Source organism: Ruegeria sp. AB10 (genome assembly GCF_056542745.1).
In genome coordinates this window covers 199,282-211,663 of the sequence record NZ_JBQGAI010000004.1, presented here as the reverse complement: position 1 = coordinate 211,663, position 12,382 = coordinate 199,282, and the positions used below count along the sequence as shown (strand labels likewise).

Annotated in this window: 10 protein-coding genes; 4 read left to right on the top strand and 6 right to left on the bottom strand. The window is 59.4% G+C overall.

What is annotated here, in order from left to right:
• Positions 1-16: 16 nt before the first annotated feature.
• The 6 genes from galU to ACR0NT_RS10470 form a co-directional block, all read right to left on the bottom strand.
• Positions 17-910: a UTP--glucose-1-phosphate uridylyltransferase GalU gene (gene galU, locus ACR0NT_RS10495; protein ID WP_170446765.1), complete on the bottom strand. Its 894-nt coding sequence runs from the start codon at positions 908-910 to the stop codon at positions 17-19.
• A gap of 305 nt (positions 911-1,215) precedes the next feature.
• Positions 1,216-3,021, bottom strand: a complete 1,806-nt coding sequence (locus ACR0NT_RS10490; protein WP_170446767.1) for an ABC transporter ATP-binding protein — start codon at positions 3,019-3,021, stop codon at positions 1,216-1,218.
• Between the two features lies 1 nt (position 3,022).
• The gene (locus ACR0NT_RS10485) at positions 3,023-3,952 is read right to left on the bottom strand and encodes an ABC transporter permease subunit (RefSeq protein ID WP_170446769.1); all 930 of its coding nucleotides are present in this window, start codon (positions 3,950-3,952) and stop codon (positions 3,023-3,025) included.
• A 10-nt stretch (positions 3,953-3,962) separates the two neighbouring features.
• Complete coding sequence (oppB, locus tag ACR0NT_RS10480) at positions 3,963-4,886, bottom strand: oligopeptide ABC transporter permease OppB (protein ID WP_170673946.1); 924 nt, start codon at positions 4,884-4,886, stop codon at positions 3,963-3,965.
• 65 nt (positions 4,887-4,951) lie between these two features.
• Positions 4,952-6,580 (bottom strand): peptide ABC transporter substrate-binding protein, encoded by a 1,629-nt coding sequence (locus ACR0NT_RS10475; RefSeq protein WP_170673948.1) that lies wholly within the window; start codon positions 6,578-6,580, stop codon positions 4,952-4,954.
• 399 nt (positions 6,581-6,979) lie between these two features.
• The gene (locus ACR0NT_RS10470) at positions 6,980-8,215 is read right to left on the bottom strand and encodes a lytic murein transglycosylase (RefSeq protein WP_170673951.1); all 1,236 of its coding nucleotides are present in this window, start codon (positions 8,213-8,215) and stop codon (positions 6,980-6,982) included.
• 248 nt (positions 8,216-8,463) lie between these two features.
• Here ACR0NT_RS10470 and ACR0NT_RS10465 point away from each other — a divergent pair, with 248 nt between their 5' ends.
• Genes ACR0NT_RS10465 through ACR0NT_RS10450 form a run of 4 tightly spaced genes read left to right on the top strand, consistent with a single transcriptional unit; the run spans position 8,464 to position 12,380 of the window.
• Positions 8,464-9,351: a cytochrome ubiquinol oxidase subunit II gene (locus ACR0NT_RS10465; RefSeq protein WP_480443032.1), complete on the top strand. Its 888-nt coding sequence runs from the start codon at positions 8,464-8,466 to the stop codon at positions 9,349-9,351.
• Positions 9,348-11,432, top strand: a complete 2,085-nt coding sequence (locus ACR0NT_RS10460) for a cbb3-type cytochrome c oxidase subunit I (protein WP_170673954.1) — start codon at positions 9,348-9,350, stop codon at positions 11,430-11,432. The genes ACR0NT_RS10465 and ACR0NT_RS10460 overlap by 4 nt, the downstream gene beginning before the upstream one ends.
• Positions 11,429-12,061: a cytochrome c oxidase subunit 3 gene (locus tag ACR0NT_RS10455; RefSeq protein ID WP_170673958.1), complete on the top strand. Its 633-nt coding sequence runs from the start codon at positions 11,429-11,431 to the stop codon at positions 12,059-12,061. Before ACR0NT_RS10460 ends, ACR0NT_RS10455 begins: the two co-directional genes overlap by 4 nt.
• Positions 12,054-12,380, top strand: a complete 327-nt coding sequence (locus tag ACR0NT_RS10450; protein ID WP_170446781.1) for a cytochrome o ubiquinol oxidase subunit IV — start codon at positions 12,054-12,056, stop codon at positions 12,378-12,380. The genes ACR0NT_RS10455 and ACR0NT_RS10450 overlap by 8 nt, the downstream gene beginning before the upstream one ends.
• Positions 12,381-12,382: the final 2 nt, after the last annotated feature.

Genomic DNA, 12,382 nt, shown 5'->3' with positions numbered 1-12,382 from the left:
TCCTGAAAGCAGCCCTTTACTGCGCCGCCTGACCTGTGGCGACGATGTCGTGCAGATATTGGCTCAGGTCTTCGCGTAGGTCATCGCGGGCCAGTGCAAAGGCAACCGTGGCCTGCAGGAAGCCGGATTTGGATCCGCAGTCAAACCGCTGACCGTCGAACTTGTAGCCAAAGACTGGCACACCGTTTCCGATGTCTTCAGCAATGGCGTCGGTCAGCTGGATTTCACCGCCGCTGCCCTTTTTCATCTGGTTCAGGTTATACAGGACCGATGGGCCCAGAATGTAGCGCCCGATGACGGCCAGGTTCGACGGCGCCTCTTCGGGTTTCGGTTTTTCGACCATACCGCGTGCACGGACGACCGAGCCGATGTTTTCACCCACATCGAGAACGCCGTAAGCGCTGGTTTTGTCAGCCGGAACTTCCATGGCCGCAACCATGTTGCCGCCGGTTTCCTCATAGGCTTCGACCATCTGCTTCAGGCAGGGCGTGTCGCCAGCGATCACGTCATCGGGCAGCATCACCGCAAAGGGTTCATCGCCGATCAGACGGCGGGCACACCAGACCGCGTGGCCCAGACCCAGCGCTTTGTGCTGGCGGATATAGGCGATTGCGCCGCTTTCCATGTTGGTCGCGCTCAGCGTTTCCAGCAGTTGATCCTTGCCCTTGGCTTTCAATTCCTGCTCGAGAACCAGATTGTGGTCGAAATAGTCCTCCAGAGCGGATTTGCCCCGTGACGTTACAAAGATGAATTCGGTGATACCGGCGGCGCGCGCCTCGTCGATGGCGTATTGCACCAGCGGGCGATCGACCAAAGTCATGATCTCTTTCGGGACCGACTTTGTTGCTGGCAGGAACCGGGTGCCAAGTCCTGCAACGGGGAAGATCGCCTTTGTGACTTTACGTGCCATTTGACCTCTCAAGTTACTTAAACAATGTCTGGCAGTCTGTTTGCTACGAAGACCTCTTAGGACCCGTGGCGCGAACATTCAACGCCAACGGGAATTCAGACCGCGATTTTCCGAGATGGTGCCACCCAGGGGGGTATAAGTCAAAACGATCGGGTCCCACATGCTGAAACATCGCGGTTTTCTGCGCCCTCTGCGGCGAAATGAGGCATCCGCCCGATGTGTGCCCTGGCAGGGAAAAAGCGGCCGGTCGGAGGTGTCGCAGCAATTTGCCCCGAAGCCGGGTAACTGGCTTCGGGGCAGGGGGCTCAGCCCGTGTTTATGATGGCGTCCAGCGGGTCATGTTCGGCCACGAAATGATCGGGTCTCACCTCGCTCAGCTTCGGTACATAGTTGGTTTCACCTGCGGCCAACCGGCTGGGCAGGAACCGAAGCGCAGCTTTCGGATCCATAGGCGAGGGCAGTTCACCAGGCAGTTTCAACCGCTGACGGGTCCGTTCGACCTCCGGGTCCGGGATCGGCACCGCTGAAATCAGGGACTTCGTGTAGGGGTGGATCGGATCGGAACAGATCACCTCTCCGTCACCCAGTTCGACGATCCGGCCCAGATACAGAACCATGATCCGGTTCGACACCGCCCGCACCACCGACAGGTCGTGGCTGATGAAGATCATCGACAGACCGAATTCTTGCTGCAACTCGCGCAGCAGTTCCACGATCTGCGCCTGAATGGACACATCCAGCGCCGAAACCGCCTCGTCACAGATGATCAGCTTGGGTTTGTTGATCATCGCCCGTGCAATTCCGACCCGTTGGTTCTGACCGCCGGACAGCTCGTGCGGGTAGCGGTTGATCATGTTGGCTTTCAGGCCGACCCGCTCCATCATCTGCGCGACCAAGTCCTTGCGTTCGCGATCGGTCAGGTCGGGGCGGTAGGTCTTCAGCGGCTCGGCAATCGAGGCCGAGATCGTCATCCGTGGATCAAGGCTGGCCAGCGGGTCCTGGAACACGATCTGAAGATCCTTGCGGTACTTGTTCAGTTCTGCCCGTCTTAGCCCGACGATTGGGTGGCCCAGCCAGCTGACGTTGCCTGCGCTGGGTTCGATCAGTTGCAGCACCGCCCGCGCCAGCGTGGACTTGCCGCAGCCGGACTCGCCCACGACGCCCAGTGTTTCCCCCTTGCGGATGTCAAAGCTGACCCCATCGACGGCCTTCAGCGGTACCTTGTGCCCAAACAACCCGCCCGAGACATGGATCGGGAAGTGCACCTTGACGTCATCGACCTTAAGCAGCGGCTCATCGACCTTGGCCAACGCCTTTGGTGCGTCGCCCGCATCGATGCGCGGCATCGCCTCCAGCAGCGTACGGGTGTATTCGTGCTGCGGCGCGCGGAAGATTTCGCGCGTGTCCCCGGCCTCGACGAACTGACCCAACCGCATGACCTGAATGCGGTCGCACATCCGTGCGACAACGCCCATGTCATGGGTGATCAGTGCAATCGCGGTGCCTTCGTCCTTTTGCAGGCGCACCATCAGGTCCAGAATGTCGGCCTGAACGGTCACGTCCAGCGCGGTCGTGGGCTCATCCGCGATCAGCAGCTTGGGATTGCACAGCATCGACATGGCTATCATGACGCGCTGGCGCATCCCGCCCGACAGCTCGTGCGGGTATTGGTTCAGCCTCCGCTTCGCCTCAGGGATGCGGACACGTTCCAGCCATTCCAGACACCGCGCCCGTGCAGCAGAACCCTGCAGCCCTTCATGAACTTGCAGAACCTCACGCATTTGCTGGCCAACCCGCAAATGCGGAGTCAGCGCGGTCAGCGGATCCTGAAAGATCATGCCGACGTCGTCGCCGCGAATCTTGTTCAGCTTATTGATGGGCAGGTTCAGGATTTCCTCGCCGTTCAGCGTGGCGGATCCCAAGGCCCGCCCGGCCGGTGGCAACAGTCCCATCGCGGCCATGAAGGTCTGGCTTTTGCCAGACCCGCTTTCGCCGACGATACCAAGGCATTCGCCCGGGTTGATGTCGAAACTGATGCCTTTGACGGCCTCGACCACGCCATCGGGGGTGTCGAACTGGACGCTCAGGTCTTTTACAGAAAACAGGCTCATATCAGCGATCCTTCGGGTCCAGAGCGTCACGCAGACCATCGCCGATGAAGAACATCGTGATGATGATGGCGACGTAGAATGTCAGGGGGAACAACAGCTGCCATAGGGTACCATAGCCCATCGTGCCCGCCCCTTCGGCGATCAGACGACCCAACGAAGTGTAGGGTTCCGAGATCCCGAGGCCGAGGAACGAGATGAAGCTTTCCGTCAGGATCATCTCGGGCACCAGCAACGAGGCATAGACGATCACCACACCCAACAGGTTGGGCAGGATATGGCGATACATGATGGTGAACTCGCTGACACCGGCGGCCCGTGCGGCCTCGATGAATTCGCGGTTTTTCAGGGTCAGGGTCTGTCCCCGGACGATCCGCGCCATAGTCAGCCAGCCGACCGCGCCGAGGGCGATGAACAGCATGAAGAACGACCGCCCTGCGACCACCAGCAACAGGATGATGATCAGTGTGGCCGGGATGGCCAGCAGGATATCGACGAAACGCATCATCACGCTGTCGGTGCGCCCGCCGATGTAGCCTGCCGCGATACCATAGAAGGTGCCTACGATCAGCGCAGTCGCAGCCCCGATCAGCCCCACCAGCAACGAGGTGGTCGTCGCCTGAATGACCCGGCTGTAAAGGTCGCGGCCCAAGTCATCGACCCCGAAAAAGTGCCCGGTCTCGACGGAGGGCATACCCATGCCGCGCACGTCACCCATGACGTTCCAGTCGATCTCCTCGTTGTTCCACACGGCGAAATACGGGCCGAGGATCGTGAACAGAACGATCAACACCAGAATGAACACACTGGCCATTGCGGCCTTGTTGCGGACAAAGCGCATCCGCGCGTCTTGCCAGAGCGAACGCCCCTGAATGACCGTGTAGTCGGTGACATCTTCGGCCAGTTGGGCGGCTTTTTGTGATTTTCCAAGCATTGCCAGCCCCTCAGTAGCGGATTTTCGGATCGAACCAGGCGTAGGCCAGGTCGGTTAGCAGGTTCACGATGACGGTCAGCGCGCCGTACAGGATCGTGACCCCCAGCAGCACTGCGTAATCCCGCGACAGGGCTGAGCCGACATAGGCCTGCCCCAGACCACCGGTCGAGAAATAGATGTCCACAAAAACCGATCCGGTCAGCACGTAGACAAAGACCGGACCCAGATAGGACACAACCGGCAGCAAGGTGGGTTTCAGCGCATGGCGCCAGATCACGGTTCTGGTCGGCAGACCCTTGGCGCGGGCGGTGCGGATGAAGTTCGAGTTCAGAACCTCAAGCATCGACGACCGCGTAATCCGGGCGATCGACCCCATGTATGAGGTCGCCAGTGCAATCACCGGCATGATCAGATATTGCCACTGACCACCGTTCCAGCCCCCGCCGGGCAGCCAACCCAGCCACAGGGTGAAAGTCAGGATCAGAATCGGACCCATGATGAAGTTCGGCAGCGCCTGCGCGGCAATGCCCAGACCAACAGCGAAATAGTCGATCCAGCTGTTGTGCTTGATCGCAGCGGCGATCCCAAGACCCACGCCGATGACGGTCGCAACCAGAAAGGACAGCGAGCCATAGGTCAGCGAGATCGGGAAACCCTGCGCGATGATGTCATTGACGTCCCGGTCCTTGAATTTGAAGGACGGGCCGAAGTCAAAATGCACCACGATATTGTAGAGGTAGTCCCAAAGCTGTTTCCACAGCGGCTGGTCCAGCCCGTAGCGCGCCTCGATATTGGCCAGAACCGCCGGCGGCAGAGGCCGCTCTGACGTGAATGGCCCGCCGGGCGCGAAGTGCATCAGAAAGAAACAGGCGACGATCAGCAGCAGTATCGTCGGAACGGCGATCAACAATCGCCGGATGATATAGGCAAGCATTTCATGCCCCCATTATTGGCTTTGCCCCGAAGAGATTCTCGGGGCAAAGCGTGTTTTAAGGATGGTTATTCGGCGCGTTTGTAGAGGTTCTTGGAGTACCAGTTCTGCTCTACGTTATTGACCGGCCAGTTTCCGACATCGCTGTCCATCATGTAGACACCAGCATAGTGATAGATCGGGATAACCGGAGTTTCCTGCGCGATGATCCGTTCAACCTCGGTATACAGGGGGGCCGGATCGTCCGAGGTTTTCGCCTCGGCCAGCAGTTCGTCAACGCGGGCGTTGTTGTACTTGCCGTCGTTATAGCCGGAATCCGATTGCAGCAGGTCCAGGAAGGTCGAGGCTTCGTTATAGTCGCCACACCATGCACCACGGGCCAGATCGAAGTTCTGGTTGCCGCGCTCTTCCAGGAACACTTTCCATTCCATGTTGGCCAGTTCGACCTGAACGCCCAGCTTCTGTTTCCACATCTGGCTGAGGGCCACGGCCACTTTCTTATGCGCTTCGTCGGTGTTGTAGACCATCTCGAAGCTCAGCGGATTGTCCGGGCCATAACCGGCCTCGGCCAGCAGTTCCTTGGCCAACTCGTCGCGCTCGGCTTGCGTCATCGAAGCCATTTCCACGGCGGGGACAGTGAAGCCGGCGGTGGCTTCGGGAACGAACGTGTATGCGGGCGGCTCGCCGCCTGCTTTGACGTTCTTGGTGATGATGTCACGGTCAACGGCCAGCGACAGGGCCTGACGGACCTTGGGGTCCTTGAATTCTTCGGGGCCACCTTCGGACAGGTTGAAGGTGTAATAATAGTTGCACAGACGGGGGAAGCTGATGGCTTCTTCGGGGTTTTCTTTCTGCAGACGGGGGAACTGGCCTGCGGGAACTTCGGTGCGATCCAGCTCACCGGCCAGATAGCGGGTCAGGGCGACGTTTTCGTCGTTGATGACCATCGCCACGACCTTGTCGATGATGGTGTTGTCGTTGTCCCAATACATCTCGTTGCGTTCGCGGACCGAGCGTTCCTGCGGCAGGTGTTCTGTCAGCACATAGGCGCCGTTCGAGACGATGTTTTCAGGTTTTGTCCAGGCGTCGCCGAACTCTTCGATGACTTTCTGCGGGGCGGGGAAGGTGGTCGAATGCGTGGTCATCTGCGCGAAATACGGCAGCGGCGCGCTCAGCTTGACCTCAAGCGTTTTGTCGTCGATGGCAGTCACGCCCAACTCATCCACCGGTTTTTCGCCGGCAATGATTTCCGATGCGTTCTCGATCGACATCAGTTCCATGAACCAGGCATAGGGCGAGGACAGGGCGGGATCGACGGCGCGTTTCCAGGCAAAGACAAAATCACTGGCGGTCACCGGGTCGCCGTTGGACCATTTGGCGTCATCGCGCAGGGTAAAGGTGTAAACGTCCTTGGTGTCGTTGGTGGTGTAACCAGTGGCAACGCCGGGGATCAGGTTTCCGTCCGCGTCCTGGTTCATCAGGCCCTCGAACAGGTCGCGGACGATTTCAGCGCCCGTTACGTCCTCGACCACCTGCGGATCGACCGAGCTGTGCTCGTCCAGAATGCGATAGACAAAGGTCTGGTCATCCGCCAGCGCCTCGCCGGTTTCAGGATGGGTCCCTGCGGCAAAAGCAGCGCCGGTAATCATGGTCGAGGTCAACAGCCCCGCCAGAGATGTCCGAATGTACTTGTTCATGTTGTTCTACTCCCATTTTTGGCGGCACGGCACCCGCATCAGTTCAGGATGGCTGCCGACCGCTATGTTTGTCCGACTCAGAAAGATCGCCGATGGTTCAAGGATTGCTCTGTCAGATCGCAATGAACACCGCGTCGCAGTCTCTCGGTTTGAAGTCGGGAACGTGTTTGCAAAAGTCGCCTTTCACTGCCGGGGAAAGTGGCACTATTTCAAAAAAGGATAAAGCCTTTGCCTGAAAAAGAGGCCGCTATAGGTGGATTGTGAATGAAACCCGGGGTGGTTCCGAAATATAATGATGAAACTGCCGAGCTTCTTAACACTTTTGTGAAGGGTGCAATTTGCGCTGGCCCTCGGGGGCGGGTTTGACCGCCCCGATGGCGCAAGGCGCAAGGCGAATCGCTAAGGTTTCAGGGCGGCTTTCATGCTGGTTTCGGGAAAGCAGGTCGGGGTGCGCCCAGTGGCCTGTTGCCAGCGCCCGATCGAACGGCGGGTTTTGAATCCCGGCAACCCGTCTGCGCCGCCAACATCATGGCCGTGGCGCTCCAACGCTCTCTGCATGGCGGCCACATCGGACCGGTAGAGATTGCCGACCTTGCCCCAGCGGGCGCTGAAATCCCCTACGCCAAATTGAATGCGGTCTCCGACATGGCCCACGAACAGGGCGTAGAGATCGCTTTTGTTGTAATCCTTCAGAACGTAGAAATTTGGCGTGACGAGGAAGGCGGGGCCGTTGCGCCCTGCGGGCATCATCAGAAAGCCTTCGCCCTGCAGTTCATGGTTCGGAAACGGTTTGCCCGACACGCGGGTTATGCCCATCGCGGCCCAGTCCTGAATGGGCTTGCCCTGATCCGGCCCTTCTAGGGCACAAGACACCGAGGCTGGGACGGTCACTTCGAATCCCCAGTCGCGCCCGGCGATCCAGCCGTGTTGAGATAGGAAATTCCCGATGGATGCGATTGTATCCTCGGGTGAGGCCCAGATATCGGACCGCCCGTCACCGTTGCCATCCGCCGCATAGGTCAGAAAGTTCGAGGGCATGAATTGCGGTTGGCCCAACGCCCCGGCCCAGCTGCTTTTCAAAGTGCTGGACGGGGCGTGCCCGGCCTCGGCAATTTGCAATGCGGCGATCAGTTCATCGGTGAAATACCGGGCACGGGTGCTCATGAAGCCCTTTGTGCCCAGCACCTGAAACGCGTTGTGGCGGATGGGGACCTGACCGTATCCGCTCTCGCGGCCCCAGATGGCAAGGATGATGCGGCCGGGCACGCCGGTTTGCGCTTCGACCTGAGCCAAGGCCGCCGCGTGGCGGCGCGCCATCTGCCGCCCGATGGCCGTGGCCCCCTGAACGGAGCCCGCGTTGAAATAGCGCCCGGGCGACCCGAACTCTGCCTGTTTTTGGTGTTTGGGTGTCTGCGACGCTTGGCCCGGCGGTACCAAATCCGGCAGCTTCCAGTTGAGCGTTACCCCGTCAAAAGCCCGTTTCATCGTCTTGCGTGAGACGCCTTTGGCCTTGGCCTGAGGCCAAACCGTATCTTGAAGCCACGCCTGGAATTGCCGTTCAACCGCCGCGCGGTCCTGCGCGTACGCACCCGTCGACAGGCACCAGAGACTGAAAGCGATTAATATCCGACGCATCACCGGAATGTCTCGCCCGGTCGTGAGGTTAAGTCAACAGCGGCACCTGCGTCTGTTGAGGTCCGGTTGATGGGACAGTGCCTGATACAATTGGTGGTTTTGGAAAAAACCTTGAGAAATTTCCTGACTCTGCCGATAGTTGGCCGAAACGAAGGACAAGAGGACATCCAGGCGTGGCTTTGCTCAGACCTTCAAATCTGTCATGTGCAATACCGCTTGCAGTCACGATTGTGGCGGCTTCGGCGCAGATGGCGTGGGCGAGTGGCAGTTTCATGGACCCGCAGGGGCCGATTGCCGCGATCCAGAAAACGCATCTGTTGCGCGCAACCGTTCTGATCATGGTGGCGGTGCTGCCGGTGTTGGTTCTGGTGCCGTTGATTGCCCTGCGGTATCGGCGGCGCAAAGGTGACTCAGCCGCCTATCGGCCGAAATGGGATTTTTCCGCCCGGCTGGAATTCGTCATGTGGGGCGTGCCGGTGCTGATTGTGGCGCTGTTGTCCTTCTATCTGTGGAAAGCGACGCATCGGCTGGATCCTTATTCCGCTGCTTTCGGCGAGACCCCGGCGCTGAACGTGCAGGTTGTCGGTCTCGATTGGAAATGGCTGTTCATCTACCCCGATCTGGGTATCGCAACCGTCGGTGAGTTGGGCATTCCGGTCAAACAACAGGTTGCAATGACGCTGACCACGGACACGGTCATGCAGTCGTTCATGATCCCGGCATTGGCCGGGCAGATTTACGCCATGCCGGGGATGACGACAAAACTGCATCTGGTGGCGGACGCGCCCAAGACGATGCAGGGCGAAAACACGCAGTATAACGGCCGTGGTTTCACCAAACAGAAGTTCCTGACTCAGGCCATGCAGCCTGAGGATTTCAACGCCTGGGTTGAAAGTGTCCGCGCCCACGGCATCCCCCTGACCGAGGACACCTATCGCACGCTCGCGATGCGTACGGATCGGGACGAAGTACAGGCGGCTTTGGGGACTGCCCTTATGCCGCTCAATGCTCTGTATTTCACGTTGGAGGAGGGTGATCTGTTCCAGTCCATTCTGCATCGTTATCACGGCGGGCAACCTCTGCCGACGGATCAACAGCCGGGAACGGTTGAGTTTGGGCAGGAGGCCCCGCAATGACCGATACCGGTTTCTTTGGCCGCCTGAGCTGGGACGCGTTTCCAATCGCAGGTCTGATCCAAACGCCCAACACCAACGAAATCGTGGCGAACGCGGCCGCTGGCATTGTTGTCGTCGGCGTGATCGCCGTGGTCGGGTTGCTGACATGGTTCCGCCTGTGGGGGCCGCTGTGGCGTGACTGGCTGACCAGCGCCGATCACAAGAAGATCGGCATCATGTATATCGTGTTTGCCATCGTCATGCTGGCGCGGGGCGTGCTCGAGGGCGTGGTCATGCGCGCCCAGCAGGCGGCAGGGCCGGGCGATGGTTTCCTTGAGGCCGAACATTTCGCCGAACTGTTCAGCACCCACGGCACTATCATGGTGTTCTTTGTGGCCGTGCCCTTTGTCTTTGGCGTTGCGAACTATCTGGTGCCGCTGATGATCGGTGCGCGGGACGTGGCCTTTCCGGTGATGAACCAGATCAGTCTCGGCCTGACGGTCTCGGCCGGTATGATGCTGATGGTGTCGCTGGTGGTGGGCAATTTCTCGACCGGAGGTTGGACGGCATACCCGCCCTATACCGGTGCAGCGTTCAATCCCGGGGTGGGGCCGGACTATTGGATCTGGGCCATCTTTGTCTCGGGCATCGGGACAACGCTAACCGGCATCAACTTTGCCGTCACGATCTACAAGCTGCGGGCACCGGGGATGAAGTTCATGCGGCTGCCGATGTATTGCTGGACGATCATCAGCAGCTCGATCCTGATCATCTTTGCCATGCCGCCGCTTGGTGTTGCCGCGCTGATGCTGGCGGCGGACCGGTATCTGGACTTCCACTTTTTCACCAACGACCTGGGCGGCAACATGATGAATTATGCCAACCTGTTCTGGCTGTTCGGCCACCCCGAGGTCTACCTGCTGGTTCTGCCCGCCTATGGCATCTATTCCGAGGTGTTTGCCACCTTCTCCGCCAAGCGGCTGTACGGGTACAACTCGCTGGTCATAGCCACCATGTGTATCGCGGTACTCTCCTTCACCGTCTGGCTGCATCACTTCTTCACCATGGGCCAAAGCGCGCTGATCAATGCGGTGTTTGGCATTGCAACCATGCTGATCGCCGTCCCGACCGGGGTGAAGGTCTATGACTGGATGGCCACCCTGTACCGCGGTCGCATCCGGTTTTCGGTTCCGATGCTGTATGGCCTGGCCTTCCTGATGCTGTTTGTCATCGGTGGGTTGTCGGGCGTGATCCTCGCCAACCCGACGGTCGACTATCAGGTGCACAATACGCTGTTTCTTGTTGCGCATTTCCACAACGCGCTGCTACCGGGCGTGCTGTTCGGCCTGCTGGCGGCTTATAACTACTGGTTCCCCAAGGCCTTCGGGTTCCGCCTGAACGAGTTTTGGGGCCGGGTTTCGGTCGTGTGCTGGACAGTCGGGTTCCTGCTGACCTTCATGCCGCTCTATTTCGTGGGTCTCATGGGGATGCCGCGCCGGTCCTTCAGCTATAGCGACGCCTCTTTCCATCCCTACATGATCGTCGCGATTGTCGGTGCTCTGATCATCACATGCGGGCTGCTGTCCATCCTCGTCCAGCTGTGGGTCAGCATCCGGGACCGTGAGAAAACCCGCGCCCCTGTTGGTGACCCTTGGGACGGGCGCACGCTGGAATGGTCGATCCCGTCACCGCCGCCGCCCTATAACTTTGCCATCATCCCGCAGGTGACCGACCGGGATAATTTCGCCGCCGCCAAAGAGCGGGGCGAGGCCTACCCCAGCCCCGACGCCTATGAGGACATCACGATGCCGCGCAATACTGCGATCGGGTTTACCCTATGTGTGCTCAGCGGTGTGTGGATGTTCGCGCTGGTCTGGTGGATCTGGTGGCTGGCGGCTTTGATGACAGTGCTGATGCTTGTGTCCCTTATCGCCTGGACCTTCAACATCAACTTTGAAGAGGTCATCCCCGCCGAAGAGGTGCGCAGGCAGCACGAAGCCTGGCTCGATCTGGTGCGCAACGCCTCAGCCGTGGATCGTGACCATGAAACCGCCCCGGAAAACCGCGGCCTTGCCCGTCCCGATCTGGAGGCTGCGACATGAAGCGCGCGCCCACCCATAGCTATCCCGGTCTGAACCTTGGGCGGCGCCATGAAAGCGCCCACCGGGCCACCGAGGTCGTCACCTTCGGATTCTGGGTCTTTCTGATGAGCGATCTGGTCTATTTCGGCCTGATGTTCGCGATCTACATCACCATGATCGACGCACAGGTGGGGGGGCCGGGGCCGCATGAGCTGTTCGACCTTTACAGCATCTTTGCCCAAACGCTGATCCTGCTGACCAGCAGTCTGACCGTGGGTCTGGCGATGCTGGCGCTGAAATACAACCTGCCGAGATGGCGGATCGTATTCTGGTTCTGCGTGACGCTGGTATTGGGCCTAAGCTTTCTGGTGCTGGAGATCCGCGACTTCCTGGCCATGGCTGAAAAGGGTGGCATCCCCCAGCGCAGTGGATTCCTGTCCGCGTTCTACGGCTTGGTGCCGCTACACGGCCTACACGTCGCGGCAGGGTGTTTGTGGCTGATCGTTCTGGGCATCCAACTGCGGATGTTCGGCCTGACCGACCTGTTGATGTCGCGCGTCGTGCGGCTGGCGCTGCTCTGGCACTTTCTCGACCTGATCTGGATCGGCATCATCACCATCGTTTATTTCGGAGGGCTGACCTATGGATAAGCGCAGCGAGATGCACCGGCGCGAACGTCGGCGGTATGTCATCGGCTATGGCGGCTCGCTTTTGCTGACGGCGGCGGTGTTCCTCATCGCCTACAAATACGGCATCGAAACCAAGGGGGTTTACCTTTCGATCGCATTGCTGGGGCTGGCGCAACTGATCGTGCAACTGGTCTATTTCCTGCATATCGACCGCCGCCGCAGCAGCCGCGAAGACCTCGATCTGATCCTGTTTTCCACGCTGGTGCTGCTGATCATCATCCTCGGGACCGTCTGGATCATGGGAAATCTGGCGGTGCGGATGCACACCTATCCGATGTAATG